Raw genomic sequence first — 15,771 nt, forward strand, 5'->3', positions numbered from 1 at the left:
TCCCAGTCCCCGATGACGGGCGCACCTTGGTGACCAGTTCCCCTGAACCAGGAGTGCAGACTTGGACGAGGTAGCGCCCTCGACGATACCCGCGGACTCCCGAGCGGCCGCCACGGCGGGGCTGCTGCCCAACCCGGAGAGCAGGCTGGTCCGGGCGGCCGTCGCGGGTGATCCGGACGCGGTCCGGGAGTTGGCCCGTTTCCTTTCCCCGCACGTGTTCCACTACTGCGCCCGGAGGCTCGGGAGCACCGGAACGGGCGCCTGCGACGCACAGGACTGCGCGCAGGAGGTGCTTCAGGCCGTCTTGATCGCTTTGCCCCGCTACCGGTACCGCCCGGACGGGTTCCTCGCCTTCGCCTTCGGGATCGCCGGGCACAAGGTGGCCGATTTCCACCGGCGCCGCGCTCGCGAACCGGTCGCCGCCGTCGCGGAGATCGACGACGGCTTGACCCGGTGGATCCGCCGTGACCCGGACGAGATCGAACGGCTGGAGCACCGGATGCAGGCCGGCGTCCTGCTGGCCAGGTTGCCGATGCCGCACCGGCAGGTCCTCGCCCTCCGGTTCGTGTTCGGCCTTTCGGCCGAGGAGACGGCCGAACGCCTCGGCCTGCCGAGCGCCGGCGCGGTCCGCGCGGCCCAGTACCGGGCGCTGACCAGGTTGCGCGCCCTGCTCACCGAGCGGAATGCCCGTTACGCGCCAGCTGTCCCGGAACTCGAAGAGGTGGCAGTACCGGAGCTCGTCCCGGTATAGAACCGTCCACTTCGGACCGTCGTTTCTTGTACGCCACTTGTACGGGGATCTTGCATCCTGTCCACCTATCTGGGGAAACCACTGGAGGACAGCAATGAAGATCCGATCGAGGATCGTCGGCGGCGCCATGAGCGCGATCGCGATGGCCGGGGCGATCATGCTCGGCGGAGCGGGCGAGGCGCTGGCGGCGACGGGCACGGTGAACACCGACTCCGGCGTCGCCGTGACCGTCCGGTCGACCCCGAGCACGGGCGGGAGCGCGGTCGGCACGGTCGCGAGCGGCACCGCCGTCACCATCGACTGCCAGACGAACGGCTCGACGGTGACCGGGAAGTACGGCACCACCGACATCTGGGACTACGTGCCGTCCAAGGGCGGTTACATCAGCGACGCCTACGTCTACACCGGTTCGGACGGCCGGGTCGCCCCGAACTGCGCGGGCAGCACCCTCTCCTGCTCGACCGCGGGCACCGGCAACCCGAGGACCTGCGCGCAAGCCGTCGCGTGGGCCAAGGCACACGTGCACACCAACAACGACCCGGACTACTACCGCTGGTGCGACCGGATCAACTCGTGGGCCTACGGCTGGACCGCGAGCGGCTCGGAGACGGCCTACGTCCACTGGACCCAGCTCCCGGGTTCGTACAAGCACCCGGGTGACACCCAGGTCCCCGCGGGCGGGCTCGCCTTCTTCAGCAACGGCGGCACCGGGCACACGATGATCTCCATCGGCGACGGCAAGTTCCTGTCGAACGACATCAACGGCCCCGGCAGCTTCACCGAGACCACGATCGCGCAGATCAAGAGCAAGTGGAACTACACCTATCTCGGCTGGTCGCAGCCCTGGTTCAAGATCAACCACTGATCACCCGGGCCACCTGGGGGCGCCGCCGGACGAAGAGGTCTTCGTCCGGCGGCGTTCCTTCTTGTCAGGCGCGCCCAGCACCGGAAACAGCCCTTTCGTCGCATCGTGATAAAAATCGGCCACTCCGTCGGGTTAGAGTTGACGGATGGGCACCGAGGCTCTCGCTACTCCCGCACCCCGGGAGCAGCGTGTGCTCATGCAGGCGATGCTCACCCGGCTGCCCGAGTTCAGCGACCGCCTCGCCCGGCTGCTCAGCGACGAGGACGAGTTCTACCACCAGGTGGACAGCACCGCGCCGGACGAGCTGCGCAAGGTCTGCCGCGCGAATCTCGAGCGGGCGCTGACGGCGCTCGTGGAGGGCCGGGGGCTCCCGCTCGACGCGGCCCGCAAGACCGGTCTGGCGCAGGCCCGGCAGGGTATCCCGCTGCCGTCCGTGCTCCGCGCGTTCCGCATCGGCGGCATCTTCGTCTACGAGCGCCTGCTGGAACTGGCGGGCCCCGGCTTCATCAACCCCGCCCGCACGGTGGAGATCAACTCCAACGTGTGGAAGACCATCGATCTCTACTCCGACGCGCTGACCACCGCGTACAGCGAGGTCGCCGCCGAACTTTCCCACGAGAAGCTCGCCCTGCTCGACGGGCTGCTGCAGGGCCGGTTCGCCACCCAGGCCGAGCTCGAGAACGCCGCGAAGGAACTCGATCTCCCGGCCGCGGGCACGTTCGTCGCCGTCGTGACCGAAGCCGTCGAACCGAAGGAGCGCCCCGGCGTCGAGGCACTGCTGCGGGCGCGGCGCTGGAAGTCGGCGTGGCGGCCGGGTGCCGAAACCGGGCTGGTCGTGATCGACCGCGTCGAGGACGTCCGGCGGCTGCGCGACGTACTGGGCGCCCTGCCGCTGGCGGTGGGGATGAGCAGGCCGTTCAACGGCTTCCTCGAAGTGCCGGACGCGGTGCACCGGGCCCGGATCGCCCGCCGGTCGCTGTCCACCGGCACCACCGGCGTCGCCGTCTTCGGCGACTCGCCGGTCACCACGCTGGTCGCGAGCGCGCCCGCGATGTCGCGGGACGTCGTGCGCTCGGTGCTCACCGGGATCCTGGTGCTCCCCCAGGCCGAACGGCACGTCCTGCTCGACACGCTGGTCGCGTGGTTCGCCGGGCACGGCTCGGCGAAGGAGGCCGCGGACAGGCTGATCGTCCACCCGAACACGGTCCGTTACCGGCTGCGCCGGGTGCAGGAACTGACCAGGCGCGACCTGTCCGACCCGGTCGACGTCGGCGAGCTCTACGTCGCGCTGGAGGCGGTCCGGCTGGCGGACGACGCGCGCTAGCGCCTGTCCGGCGCCATGTCGGCGTCGATGATCCTCGCGAGGTCCAGCAGCGTGTGCCCGAGACCGGGCCGCGCGGTGAGCCGTACCGCGAGCGTGCGGCCGCGCGAGGTCGTGGCGACCGGCAGGGTCACCTCGGGATTCGCGGACCTCGTCCACTGTGGACGGCGCCCGGCCGCGGACAGCACGATGTCCGGATGCGGGGACCGCCGTCCGGGACGCCACCGTGATCTCCTGGCGTCGAGGTCGCGGATCACGTTGCCGTGCAACGAAAGCAACGCGGCGACGTCCGCGACAGCGTCGCGGAGTTCGACGTCGGTGATGGAGTCCGAGTACGCGCCGATGTCCAGGGCGCGGGGATCGTTCGGGTCTTGCGGCACAGAGTTCCTTTCCACGCACCGGAAGTCGTCCGATGGTGGTCCCGCTCACGTTGTTCCCGGGAACAAACATGTTTGGCTGCCTGCGCCGAATGGCGGCACCCGTACCGCCTTCCGGCCCTGCGGCGTACCTATGACCGTCGGTCACACCTTTGACGCTGACCGGTCCACCAGCCACTATCTGGCGACCGATTACCGATGGGTAATGTGGATTTTCCGTGGTCTCACCAGGAGGACCGTTGCGACGTGCGTTGAGCCTGATCTTCTTGGCACTAGGGGTGTTCGCCATCGCCGGCGCGGTGTTGCTGCCGACCTACGTGAAGCCCGAACTCGCCAAAGTGCCACTGAACCAGGAATCGACGTCGGTCCTCGAAGGCACCGCGTCCAAGGTGCTCGCGGTGAAGACCGAGGACGGCAAGACCGTCACCGAGATCCGTGACGACGCCAAGCTGAAGGCGACCGCCCGGGTGATCGCGAACTTCGCGCCGCCGGAGATGCGGGAGGGCACGGACGTCGCGGTGTGGCTGCTGGCCGTCTCGGTCGTCGACACCAGCGACCAGACCGTGGTCAGCGCGAGCAAACGGCAGGTCTGCTTCGACCGCCGCACAGCGGAGGGCTACGTGCCACCGGGCGGCGACCAGGAGTCGAAGTGCTCCCGCAACTCAAGCTTCGTCACGAAGCTCAAGGAGAAGGCCGCGAAGGAGAACGAGAAGCCCGAGGAGATCCAGGAGTACAAGCCGCAGCCCGGCCTGAACTTCAAGTTCCCCTTCGACACCGAGCAGAAGGACTACCAGGTCTACGACGACAACACCGGCCGCGCCGTCCAGGCCCGGTTCAAGGGCGTCGAAGACATCAAGGGCGTCGAGGTCTACAAGTTCGTCCAGGAGATCCCCGACACGAAGATCTCGACGAAGAAGGTGCCCGGCTCGCTCATCGGCGCCACCGGGGACTCCGTCGAGGCGGGGCAGTTCTACCAGGGCACCGTCACCAGCTGGATCGAGCCGGTGACCGGGATCCAGGTGAAGCAGGAACAGCGGTCGCACCAGGAACTCCGGTCGGCCGCGAATCCCACACCCACGGTGGTCTTCGACGGCAAGCTGACCTTCACCGAGGCGACCGTCGAGGCGATGGTCAAGCAGGTCGGCGAGAACAAGGGCAAGCTGGACTTCATCGGGAGCACCGGGCCGATCGTGCTCGGGATCGGCGGGGCGGCCTTCCTCGCGCTCGGGGTCTTCCTTCTGGTGAAGCGCCGCCCCGCACCTTCGCGCCACTAGCACTGGCAACAACTAGCGCTTGCGCAGCACCATCACCAAGTTCCACGACGCGACTTCCCGGACGCCGGGAACCCGCACGATCCACTGGGCCCAGGAGGGGTGGTAACGCGGATAGACCTCCTGGAGATCGGCGAGCGGCGTGGCCTTCCCCCACCGGATGGCCGCGCCGGCCGAAAAGGCGAAAAGGCTCTCCCCGAATTTGTTCTTCGGCTCCTTCCCGTTCTTTTCGAGATAACGCCGCCGGGCGTAGGAGCCACCCAGGAAATGCCATGGCGCCGTCTCGTGACCGCCCCACGGTGAATACCACGGCGTGAACGAGGCGAAAACCGTCCCGCCGGGTTTGGTCACCCGGCACATCTCGGCGAGCATGACCTCGGGTTCGGAAACGTGTTCGAGCACGTTCGAGGAATAGCAGATGTCCACGGATCCGGTGCGCACCGGCAGTTCCGTCCCGCTGCCCCGGACCATGTTCTCACCGGCCTCTCCCCGCGCCGTCAGCTCGCCGACGTCGGGATCTATCCCGAGATACGTGGCGCCGGCGGCACGGAAGGCGTCCGAGAAATAGCCTGGTCCGCCGCCGACGTCGGCGATGGTGCGGCCGTTCAACGGAGTGTGCTGGGCCAATTGCCTGACGGAGTCCTCGGCGAGCACCGAGTAGAAACCGTCCGGATCGGTCTGCTCGGTGAGAAAAGTACGGAACAAGGTCACGGATCTGCGCAAAGTGGCGCGATGCGGCATCACCGAGAGTGTCACTGACCGATTACCGACCATCGAACCATCGCTTTCCGAGAATGATTCATCTACCGTGTACGCACCGGTAACCTAGCATTGTCGCTAACAGGTTGGGAGAACCACGATGGAACGGCCACGTGTGCTGCTCGTCAACTGGCGCGACACCGGCCATCCGGAAGGCGGCGGCTCCGAAAGGTACGTCGAGCGGATGGCCGAGGGACTCGCCAAGGCCGGGTACCGGGTGGAGATCCAGTGCGCGGCCTATCCGGGCGCGAACGCCGGGGAGTGGCGCGACGGCGTCCGCTATCGCCGCCGTGGCAACAAGTTCGGCGTCTACCTCCACGCGCTGCGGGCGATCCGGAAGGCGCACGCGGACCTCGTGGTCGACGTCCAGAACGGGATGCCGTTCTTCGCCAGGCTGGTGGCGGGCTGCCCGGTCCTCGTGCTCGTGCACCACGTCCACAAGGAACAGTGGATCAGCGCGCTCGGCGAGACAGTGGGCCGGATCGGCTGGTGGATCGAGTCCCGGCTCGCGCCGTGGCTGTTCCGGCACTGCCGCTACGTCACGGTTTCCGAGATCACCAAGGGCGAACTCGCGGGCCTCGGCATCGAAGGATCCCGGGTCACCGTGGTGCCCAACGGTTTGGACGCTCCCCCGCGCGGCAAGGCCGTCCGGGAGAAGGAACCGACGCTGGTCGCGGTCAGCAGGCTGGTGCCGCACAAGCGGATCGAGCACGCGATCGACGTCGTCGCGGAACTGGCGCGGCGCTGGCCGACGCTGCGGCTCGAAGTCGTCGGACAGGGGCCGTGGGAAGAGGTCCTGCGCGAGCACGCCCGTGACCGCGGTGTCGAGGATCGCGTGCGGTTGCACGGCTGGGTGGACGAGGCCGCGAAACACGAGATCCTGGAACGGTCCTGGCTGCACCTGTGCCCGTCGGTCAAGGAGGGCTGGGGCATCGTCATCATGGAGGCCGCCGCGCACGGCGTGCCGTCGGTGGCCTACCGGGCGGCGGGCGGGGTGGCCGAATCCATCGTGGAGGGCAAGACCGGGCTGCTGGCCGACGACTTCGGCGATTTCACCGCGAAGGTGGACGGACTGCTCGCCGACCGGGCGCGCCGGAACGAGATGGGCAAGGCGGGTGTCACCTGGGCCGGCCTGTTCGACTGGGAACACAGCGTGAACCGCTTCGAATCACTCGTGCGCGACGTGGCCGGGGTGGCCATCCCCCATCCCAGGGTCCTGACGCCGCAAGGCTTCGACGATCCCGTCGGCCAGCCCGGCCGTGGCGGCGTCGTCGAAGTCCTTGCGGCGTGCGCGCACGGTGACGGTGCTCGTGTCCCCGATGGTCGCCGCGCCGAACGCCACGCCTGAGCGGCCGCTGGCCGCCGGGTAGAACGCGATCGAGGTGACCGCGTCGGCCGCCGAAACGATGCCGAGGTTGGAAACCAGGTAGGTCGAGCCGAGCCTGCTCGCCAGCAGCCGGGTGCCCAGCCGGGCGATCCTGCTGCTGCGGGCTGGAAAATCGGGTTCCGGCGGCTGGGCGGCCAGCAGCGCGCCCACTTCGGCCGCGACCGGCTTCTTGCCGAGCCGCAAGCGGAAGAAGGCGCTGTCGTGCTCGGGTTCGGGCGCGGCGCCGCCTCGCCATGACGCTCCGACCGCGGCCACCACCCTGGCGGTTTTCTCGCCGTGCCGGGTATTCCACGTCTCGGTCAGGTCGGCGGCCGCCGCCGCGAAAGCCGAGGACCCGAGACGTGAGCGAGGGAGGATCCTGGCGCTGAACACGTCCCCTGGGCCACTTTCGGCCCTTTCCGGGGTAATCCTCGCCGGAGGCGCGAAAACCGCTTCAGCGACTCTCTGGACGGCCGAGGTGAGGAACGACCGATCCGCCGTCCGCGCGCCGATTCCCTTGGCGGCGGACGAGATCGGGACGTCGAGGGCGAGTCCGAGGACGGCGAGCAGGCCGAGGCCGTCGAGCGCGCCGTGATGCGCGGCGATCAGCACGACGGGTTCGTCGGTGCCGACAGCGACGCGGAGCAGCGGCGCACCGCGTTCGTACGGCGCCTCGGCGAAACGATCCCGGATCACCGGGAGTTCTTCGCCGGGAACCGCTTCGATGCCGGGAGCGGCCCCGAGCCAGGGCCGCTCCTCGACCGCGACCGCCAGCCGCATCCGCGCTTTTTCCGGCGTCAGTACCGAAGACAGCTTCGCTTCCAGGAGGATGCTCCAGGAAACGGTGGGGTCGCCGTAGAGCCCGACGACGCGCTGCGCGTGGTCGGAGGCGAACTGGGACACCGGCTCAGCGGTTGCCGTAAATGACGTTCTCGGGGCCCGTGTTCGGGTTGAACTGCTCCTTGATCTTCGCCTGCACCTGGGGTGCGGCGTCCGGATCGGCGGAGTTCGTCAGCGCGTAACTCCCGCCCGCGGCCGTTGCGAGCCCGATGATGACGGCGGCGGCCGCGCCGATGAGGGTGCCCAAGACCTACTCCTTCCGCAGCAGGGAATTCCTGCGTCGGCTCAATGTACGCACCGGTAACTTAAGGCACAACAGTGCGGCGGCGATCGAGAGCAGCGCTACTCCGTTTGCCAGCACCACGGGGATCGGTGATCCCGTCTCGGTCACGACGGGCACACCGGGAGTGCGGTAAAGCGTGAGCCAGTCACCGGACCACACGGGTTCCGCGCCGGTGAGCAACCGCGGGTCGACCCGTCCCGGCGTCCCGTGTTCGACCAGGATCCAGCCGATTCCCGCCGCCGCCAGGTCTTCGGGCGACTTCGCGGCGCGGACACGGTCCATTCTGGAATCCTCGCCGGAGATCTCCTCGCCGCCGACCCGCAACGTGTCGTCGGCGAGGACGGTTTCGGGCAGTGCCCTCGGCGCCGGGTCCAGCTGTGTCCGGTGGTCGTTCCAGGCGAACCTGCGGAACGTGGACAGCGGCAGCGCGACGACGTCGCCGGGCCTGTCGTCTTCCGCGAGCACCCGGTGGACCGCGTTCCAGTCCTCCGGGTACCGCACCGCTTCGAGCTTCCCCCAGCCGCCCCAAGCGAGATCAGGCATGGTGAGCAGGGGGAAGAGCGCGGCGGCCACGACGAGCGCCACGCGCGCCGCGCCGGTCCGCAGCCGGGAAGCGGCGGCCTCCACCGCGAGCGCGAATCCGAGCGCGACGGGAAGTGCCCACCAGGCCACCCATTTCTGCGCGTCCCGCAGCAGCCCCGCGCCGGGAACGTGTCCCATCGCCCAGGACAGCACGGGTTCGCCGAACGGCAGTGTCGCGAGCGCGGCGAGCACGACACCGAGAACTCCCAGCACCAGCAACGCTCTCGCCGGCGGTGTCCCCCACCTTCGCGCCAGGGGGCGGAGTCCGGCCAGTGCCACGGCGACCATGACGAGGATGAGCACCGGGGCCATCGGCGCGCCCCGGCTCCCGGGGACGACGTCGCCGTTCCAGATGCCGCCGAGCCCGAGCACGCTCAGGATCGCCGGGCCCCAGCTTTCCGCGCGGGCGCTGAACGCGGCCACCCCGGCAGGATCGGACAGCGAGCCGCCTTCATGCAGGAGCGTGGGCACGAGCCACGGAAGATTGAGCACGACGGCGAGACCGATGGTGTGGGCGATTTTTCGAGGTCCCGCCACGACGATCGCGGTGAGCGCGGCCAAGATCCCGCCCGGCGGGGTGAGCACCGCGGGGGCGCAGGCCAGCACCATTCGCGCGAGTGCCCTCGGCTCGCTGTCGCGCAGGGAAAGCGCGGCGCGCACGATCCACGGGAGGCAGGCGTAGGTGAGCAGGAGCGGCCAGTGCCCGATGAACAACCGCTCCGCGAAATAGGCCGTCCACGCATAGCCGGTGGCGGCGACGACCCGCGTACCGAGCTGCTCCGTCGGCACCAGCCGCGCCGCGCCGTATGCCGCTCCGAAGAGTGCGAGGAACAGCACGATCTTCTGGACAATGTCGCCGGGAATCACCGCGGTCACGAGCGCGATCACGGTGTCGGCGGGCACCGAACGCGGCAGCGCGGAACCGAGCCCGAGCGCGTCCGGGACGAGCGACTGACGCTGGGCGAACACCATGTCGTAGCTCAGGACGAAGCCGCGTCCGAGCACCGGCAGGAACACCAGCAACGCCAGTCCCGCCGACACCGCGGCCAGGACCGAACGCTCGCCACGTGCGCCCAACGGCCTTTCCTTTCCGCCTCGATCGCGGTTATGGTCCCTTGATTACTCGCCGGTAATAGGAGAACGCCTTTGAGCGTAGACGTCGAGGTCGATCAGGCCAGGACCGACAAGCGTGTCGCGGCGATCCTCGTCTCCCTCGCGCTGGCGGCCAACAACGCCGGCGCCTACGCGCTGAGCATCGTCGCCGCCCGGCTGCTCGCTCCGAGCGCTTTCGGTGAGCTGAGCTCGCTGCTGGCGGTGCTGGTGATCGGCGTCGTCCCCGCGATGGGCCTGCAGACCGTCGTCGCGCTGCGCGTCGCGCGCAAGCCTCAGGACACGGGAACACTCCTGGCACTCGGCCTCACGACGAGCGCGATCGTCGCGGCGATCGGCCTGATCCTGGCGCCGGTACTGGTCTTCGTGCTGCACCTGGATTCCGTGGTGCCCGCGCTGCTGCTCGCCGTCACCCTCGGCCCGCTGACCCTGCTCGGCCTCTTCCACGGTCTGCTGCAGGGCAGCGGCCGGTTCGCACGGCTGGCCGGACTCATGGCGCTCGAAGGCGCGGGCAAGGTCGGCGGATCGCTGATCGGCCTCGTGATCGGCGGCGACGCCACCGGCGCGCTGGCCGGGACCGCGATCGGCTCGTACCTGGTGATCTTCTGCGGCTGGCTCCTCTGTGGACGGCAGCGACCGCGGAAAGCGGGCTGGCACGCGGGCGACGTCCTGCACGCGGCACAGGCGATGCTGGCGCTGGTCCTGCTGGTGAACCTCGACCTGGTCCTGGCGCGCCACACCCTCCCCGCGAGCGAGGCGGGCGAATACGCGCTCGGCGCGATCGTCACGAAGATCGCCTACTGGCTCCCCCAAGCCGTCGGTGTCCTCGTGCTCCCCCGGTTCGCGAACGGCGACGACCGGCGCCGCATCCTGCCCGCCGCCCTGGCCGTCTGCGCCGCCCTCGACGCCCTCGTCCTCCTTGTCTCCCTCGTCGCAGGCCCGCGCCTGCTGTCCTTCATCGGCGGCCCCGGCTACGCCGCCAGCACCATGCCGGTCTGGCCGTTCGCCCTCGCCGGCTCGATGCTCGCGCTGGTGCAGATCCTCCTGTTCTCCCGCCTCGCCGCCGGCGACCGCCGGGTGACCGTGCTGATGTGGGCGACCGTGCTGGTGGAGACGGTGCTGGTGACGACCTGGCTGCACTCGTCGGCCACTCAGGTGGTGACCGTCGCTGCTTGCTGTGCGGGGGCTTTGGCGCTTTCCGGTGCCGTGCTGGAGTGGCGGTCGCGCCGCGCTTGACTCACCGGACGCGCACATCGGGACGTGGACGTCTTTGGGCACTCCTGAACGCCGCGTGGAGCTCGGCCAAGACCGCGTCCGGTTCGGACCGGAGCCGGGACGGCAACGTCTGCAGGACGACGATCCCGGCAGCGGCATAGCGAGCGTTTCGCGCGAGAGTGGCACGGAAGTGGTCACCCTCGGCGTGATAGCCGCGGGAATCGACCTCCCAGGCGAACCCGACCCTGTCACACCAGCCGTCCGGTTTCGCCACGAACCGGCCCGCCGCATCGAAGACCTTCACATTCCACTGGAACTCGGGCAGTCCTGAACGCGCCCACAGACTCCACGCGTCGGCCTCGGCGACCGAATGCGCGCCGCGCAGAATCGGCGTCAGCGCTCGCTGAAGTCTGCCGTCGACTCGAGACCGCTCGTCGATTTCGGCGGCGAGCGCCCACGGCAGGCAATGACGCTCTTGCACCGCTTCGGCCATCATCGCCACGATCGCGTCCGGATCGGGCGTCCGGCGTGCCGCGTCGATCACCGCTCGCGGCACGGGAGCGGTGGGAACACCCGACCTGATCCGTGGCACGGGCAAGCGTCGCGTCCGTTCGATGTGGACGAACCCGGTACTGGCGATCGTCCGTTCGGCGGGCACGAGTACATGCACGTCCTCGGCGGCCGGGAGGTTACGCAGGCCGTATCGCCTGAGCGCGGGCACACCGGTGAGCACCGAACCTTCACGAGCATGGAGCAGGCTCGCCTCGATCCGGTGCTCTTCGGTCGGCTCACCGTTTCCGAGCAGCACCACACCAGGCAGCAGCATCCGCCAGGCACCGCCGGGCTCACACCGGCGCCAGATCGTTCTTCGGGGCATTCCCAGCTCTTCGAGCCGCTTCACGCCGACAACGGCCGGGCCACTCGTCAACAGTGGGTGCTGCGCCCATTCCCCTCTTCGCACCCGTCCAGCTTGAGCCGGGGCACCGACAAGAACCGGGTGCTATGAGTCGTGACAGGTCCGTTGAAGCCCGGCTGTGTGGAAATAGGGACATCCAACGTCCCTATTTCCACACACCCGTCACAGCCTGTCACCCTCGCGCCCCGCGAACCAAGGCAAACACATCGCCACCATCGCCGCCGCGGCCAGCAGCAGCGAAGCCTGCGTCACCGGACCGTAGGCCCACTCCTGACCGTGTCCCAGCAGCCGCCCCACCACCGCGACGAGCGTCCCCACGGCCATCCCGCCGAAAGCGAGATAGCGCGGCGCGCGGTCGGTGAACTGGCGTGCCAGCAGGACGGCGATCAGCAGGACGATCGGCAGCATCCCGCCGAGCACCGCCAGCAGGCCGATGAGCACCACCGGGACCACTCGCCCGGATCCGGCCACTGTGGACACGGGGCGCCGCCGGACCGGCCACAGGACGCCGATCAGCACCGCCAGGATCGCGACGGCGCCGATCAGCAGGCCGGAGCGGTATTTCCAGTCCGGGGTGAACTCGAACTGGACGACACCGCCGGATCCGGCCGGCAGGATCCACGCCTGTTGCCAGCCGTCGACGCGCGTCTTCACCAGCGGAGTCCCGTTCAGGGAAGCAATCCAGCCCGCGTTGGCGTTCTCCGGAACGGCCAAAATGGACTCGTCGCCGCCCGCGACGGTCACCGTCCTGGACGTCGCGTCCCACGAGTCCACGGACACGGCCCGATGCGTGGCAGGCGCGACCGCTTGCCCGGCGGGTTTGAGCCACAGGTCCTGGACCACGAAGGACTCGGACCGGTCGGTCCGGAGTTCGTGTCCGCCCGCCGCCAGGTCGACGCCGCCCTGGGAGTCGGGGCAGGCGGAAAGCGTCAGCGGCCGGTGCGCGGCGAAATCGGCGAGTGTGCCGCGCACGGACGTGTCGTAGTCGAAGCCGTTCAGGCGGACGTTCGGGCCCGATCCGCACGGCACGGTGAATTCCGCGGCCGGAGCGGGAAGTTCGGCGCCGGTCAGGGACAGGCTCCCGATTCCCAGCGAGTTCCGGGTCCGCTGGTCGTCGTCGAGACCGGCGAAAGCGATCTTCAGCTGCGAAGTCTCCAGGGGCGGGAACGTCGCCGCGCCGGAAGCGTCGAGTTCGACGGAGCGGCTCGACGTCGGAGTCGTCAGCTCCAGCCGCGCGGGCGCTCTCGCCGTCCCGCCCGGATCGACGGCGAGGCGGATTCCGGAGATCGTCTGTGCCTTGGCCCAGTCCAGGGTCAACGTCGGCCGCAGGTCGGTGACGTCGGGCAGCCACGCGGTCGCGGGATTCCCGTCCGCGGCGGCGAAAGCGCCCGCCGACGGGTCCCCGCCCAGTTGCGAGGTCGCCGACACCCGCACGCCCGGCAGGTCCGCCGGGAACCGCCCGCCGCCGGCGGGCAGCACGGTGCCGCCGAACTCGTACGCGCTCTGAGACGTCGTCGAGAACAGCCGTCGGATCCCGTCCGGTTCTTCACCGTCGCGACCCGCGTTGGCATCACAACGGACGTGCCCGTTGTCCGCCACGCACGCGTACCTCGGCTGCTGGCCCCGGGTGAAAGCGAAACCCGGCGCCGTCCCCTCGGGAAGGTCGGCGGGGACCTCGAGCGCGCGTTGCGGTTCCGCGCCGGGGATCTTGAGCTCCGAGATGCCGACGTTGCCATCCTGCCTGCCGACCACGAGCGACAGCAACGTGATCCGTACCTTGCGCGTCACGCCCGCCGGCGCCGCGTAGGTGTGCGCCCCTTCGCCCCGGATGACCTGGTGATCGACGGAACCGTTGTCCGTGGTGACCCGGATCCTGGTCGGCGGCCAGCCGACGCGGATGTCGTCGACCATCGCGAGATCGACCGTGTTCACCAGCCTCGGCGTGTCCAGTTCTACCTCGAGCCACTGCCCGATCGGGCCGGTGAAGGTCGAGGAATGCCAAGCGGTCCGCGGATCCCCGTCCAGCGCGGCGAACGGCTGGTGACTCGGATCCGAACCGCCGAAGGCGTCCGCGAACGACGCCGCGGTCGACGCACTGACCGACCGGATCCCCCGGTACGCGGCCACGGTCTGATGCTGCTCCCCCGGGAACGGCAGGACGTCCAGCGCGGCCCGTTGCTGTCTCGGCGATTCCCCGGCGGTCAGCGTCTGGCTCAGGTTGTCCCGCACCCCGCCGACGTTGCGTTCGGCGCGGCGCAGCCCGTCGGTGACCAGCCGCCGCCCGGACGGCGAACCACCGTCCCCGGTCAGCACCGTCGGCGTGCCGGGATCGAGCTGCCCGGAATTCATCAGCGGCAGCAGGTTCTCCGGGCCGCCGCTCACCGTCGGAACGTCCTTCACGGACGTCGCGGTGACGAGCGGCACCGGCCGTTTCACCTCGTAGATCTCCAGCGGCCCGAACTCGGCCGCTTTCCCGATCCCCGGTGATCCCGCCAGTCCGGAGCGCAGCGTCGCGAAGTCGGGGGCGCCCACCTTGGCGCGGTCGATGTCCCCTCGCAGCAGCAAGAACCGGTAGCCCGACCGCGCGAGCAGGGCGGCGAGCCCCGGATCCCCTCTGCCGTCGGCCAAGGCCGCGTCGATCGAGTCCATCAGCCGGGTGTTGCCCTCCGACCCCAGCGGGACCTGGTTGCGCACGGCCCACGGGCTGTCCGCGATGGCCTGCGCCGGTTCGTCCACGGTGCGGCCCCAGTCGTACTCGCCGAATCCGGTCGCGGGCAGCAGCAGCGTCCGCGCGTTCGGATCGGCCTTGGCGACGTAGCCCATCGCGTCGTACCAATGGCCCGGCACCTCGTCCCAGCCCGGCCCCGGCCGCAGCGTCAGCAGCCACACCGGCGCGGCCATCACCACGACCAGTAACGCACCGAGCGCTGGCCGCAGATTCCGCCGCAGTGCAGGCGCGGCACTCGTGATGCCGTATACGAACGCCAGCATCAGCGGCAGCCGCAGCACCGGTTCGAATTTGTGCACGTTGCGCAGCGGCGCGAGCGGGCCGTCGAGCAGATGCCGCACGGGTTCGGCCAGCGGGCTGTCGAGCGTCCCGACATAGCCGACGGTCAGCAGCGTCAGCCCGGTCAGGACGCCGAGTACCAGGAACCGTCGTTCGGGCAGGCCACGCCGTGCGAGCCCGAACAGGCCGACCGCCGCCACCAGCCCGGTGGCCGCCATCAGCACGGGATTGTCGATCAGCGCCCAGCCCGACGGCCACCACGGCGTGCCCTGCACGACGTAGGCGACCCATTGGTTCGTCCCGCGCAGCACCTCGTACAGCGACATCGGCGCCGTCGTGTTCGTCGCGGATTCGATGTAGTCCAGGAACGGCAGGCTGTACTGGCCGAGCAGGACGAGCGGCAGGATCCACCACAGCGCCACGCCCGCGACGAAGACGAACCACCAGATGACGAGTTCGACGTGCGTGCTCCGCCATTTCCGGGTCAGCAGCCAGAGTCCCGGCAGCACGAGCGCCATCACGACCATCGCGCCGTTGATCCCGCCCATGCACAGCACGGCGAGCGCGGACAGCCCGGCGGCACGGCGTGGCGAACCGATGCGATCGGCGAGGATCAGCGGCAGCAGCACCCACGGCAGCAGGACGGCGGGCAGCATTTCCGACGACAGCGAGCCGATTTCGGTGACCATCCGCGGCGCGAGGGCGTACCCGACTGCTCCGATCAGCCGAGTCCGTTCGTTCCCGATCTTGAGCGCGCGGGCCACCAGGAGCGCGCCCCCGAACGCGACCGAGAGCAGGAGCGCGCACCACAACCGCTGCGCGATCCACACCGGCATCCCGACGGCCTGGCACACCGCGAAGAACGGCCCCATGGGGAACAGGTAGCCGTACGCCTGGTTCTGCAGTTCCCCCGCCGTCGCCTGGGGATTCCACAGGTGCAGCGCCCGGCCGAGGAAGGCCAGCGGATCCACGGCGAGGTCGAGTTTGGTGTCGAACGTCGTCCTGCCCGGACGCTGCACAAAGGACAGCACGGTCAGCGCCAGCACGATCCACGTGCTCGGCTTCTTCACGATCGCGCCGGTTACCATCCGGTAGATACTAGGCGGAA

At 69.5% G+C, this 15,771-nt stretch carries 12 protein-coding genes; 6 read left to right on the forward strand and 6 right to left on the reverse strand.

Annotated elements, in window-relative coordinates; translation table 11 throughout:
• Positions 1–61 precede the first annotated feature (61 nt).
• From BKN51_RS17600 to BKN51_RS17610, 3 genes are all read left to right on the forward strand, one after another.
• Entirely contained in the window at positions 62–751 is a 690-nt protein-coding gene (locus tag BKN51_RS17600; RefSeq protein WP_101608687.1) for a sigma-70 family RNA polymerase sigma factor, read from the forward strand.
• A 94-nt stretch (positions 752–845) separates the two neighbouring features.
• A complete protein-coding gene (locus BKN51_RS17605) occupies positions 846–1,616 on the forward strand; it encodes a hypothetical protein (protein ID WP_101608688.1) in 771 nt (256 codons plus the stop codon).
• Positions 1,617–1,761: 145 nt separating this feature from the next.
• Positions 1,762–2,940 carry a PucR family transcriptional regulator gene (locus BKN51_RS17610; protein ID WP_101608689.1) on the forward strand — a complete coding sequence of 393 codons (1,179 nt, stop codon included), beginning with the start codon at positions 1,762–1,764 and terminating at the stop codon, positions 2,938–2,940.
• On the opposite strand, the gene BKN51_RS17615 is transcribed toward BKN51_RS17610, so the two are convergent.
• Positions 2,937–3,317: a hypothetical protein gene (locus BKN51_RS17615; protein WP_101608690.1), complete on the reverse strand. Its 381-nt coding sequence runs from the start codon at positions 3,315–3,317 to the stop codon at positions 2,937–2,939. The genes BKN51_RS17610 and BKN51_RS17615 overlap by 4 nt on opposite strands.
• Positions 3,318–3,553: 236 nt before the next feature.
• Here BKN51_RS17615 and BKN51_RS17620 point away from each other — a divergent pair, with 236 nt between their 5' ends.
• Positions 3,554–4,588 (forward strand): DUF3068 domain-containing protein, encoded by a 1,035-nt coding sequence (locus BKN51_RS17620; RefSeq protein ID WP_158255821.1) that lies wholly within the window; start codon positions 3,554–3,556, stop codon positions 4,586–4,588.
• Between the two features lie 12 nt (positions 4,589–4,600).
• On the opposite strand, the gene BKN51_RS17625 is transcribed toward BKN51_RS17620, so the two are convergent.
• Positions 4,601–5,296 (reverse strand): class I SAM-dependent methyltransferase, encoded by a 696-nt coding sequence (locus BKN51_RS17625; RefSeq protein WP_101608692.1) that lies wholly within the window; start codon positions 5,294–5,296, stop codon positions 4,601–4,603.
• Positions 5,297–5,459: 163 nt separating this feature from the next.
• Here BKN51_RS17625 and BKN51_RS17630 point away from each other — a divergent pair, with 163 nt between their 5' ends.
• Complete coding sequence (locus BKN51_RS17630) at positions 5,460–6,692, forward strand: glycosyltransferase family 4 protein (RefSeq protein WP_101613281.1); 1,233 nt, start codon at positions 5,460–5,462, stop codon at positions 6,690–6,692.
• Between the two features lie 925 nt (positions 6,693–7,617).
• Here BKN51_RS17630 and BKN51_RS17640 read toward each other — a convergent pair.
• On the reverse strand, positions 7,618–7,797 hold the full coding sequence (locus BKN51_RS17640; RefSeq protein WP_101608693.1) for a hypothetical protein: 180 nt from the start codon (positions 7,795–7,797) through the stop codon (positions 7,618–7,620).
• A gap of 3 nt (positions 7,798–7,800) precedes the next feature.
• Positions 7,801–9,492, reverse strand: a complete 1,692-nt coding sequence (locus tag BKN51_RS17645; RefSeq protein ID WP_101608694.1) for a hypothetical protein — start codon at positions 9,490–9,492, stop codon at positions 7,801–7,803.
• 69 nt (positions 9,493–9,561) lie between these two features.
• Between BKN51_RS17645 and BKN51_RS17650 the strand changes: the two genes are divergently transcribed.
• Positions 9,562–10,761, forward strand: coding sequence for a lipopolysaccharide biosynthesis protein (locus tag BKN51_RS17650; protein WP_101608695.1), 1,200 nt, complete (start codon positions 9,562–9,564; stop codon positions 10,759–10,761).
• A gap of 1 nt (position 10,762) precedes the next feature.
• On the opposite strand, the gene BKN51_RS17655 is transcribed toward BKN51_RS17650, so the two are convergent.
• Positions 10,763–11,617: a hypothetical protein gene (locus BKN51_RS17655; RefSeq protein WP_168214340.1), complete on the reverse strand. Its 855-nt coding sequence runs from the start codon at positions 11,615–11,617 to the stop codon at positions 10,763–10,765.
• Between the two features lie 201 nt (positions 11,618–11,818).
• Positions 11,819–15,751, reverse strand: coding sequence for an alpha-(1->3)-arabinofuranosyltransferase (locus BKN51_RS17660; protein ID WP_101608697.1), 3,933 nt, complete (start codon positions 15,749–15,751; stop codon positions 11,819–11,821).
• Positions 15,752–15,771 lie beyond the last annotated feature (20 nt).

This window comes from Amycolatopsis sp. BJA-103, assembly GCF_002849735.1.
Lineage (GTDB): Bacteria > Actinomycetota > Actinomycetes > Mycobacteriales > Pseudonocardiaceae > Amycolatopsis.

Bases quoted from the DNA above. Each gene is read 5' to 3' on its own strand.
- BKN51_RS17605 (WP_101608688.1), top strand. From the start codon at position 846: ATGAAGATCCGATCGAGGATCGTCGGCGGCGCCATGAGCGCGATCGCG.
- BKN51_RS17610 (WP_101608689.1), top strand. From the start codon at position 1,762: ATGGGCACCGAGGCTCTCGCTACTCCCGCACCCCGGGAGCAGCGTGTG.
- BKN51_RS17655 (WP_168214340.1), bottom strand. From the start codon at position 11,617: ATGCCCCGAAGAACGATCTGGCGCCGGTGTGAGCCCGGCGGTGCCTGG.
- BKN51_RS17660 (WP_101608697.1), bottom strand. From the start codon at position 15,751: ATGGTAACCGGCGCGATCGTGAAGAAGCCGAGCACGTGGATCGTGCTG.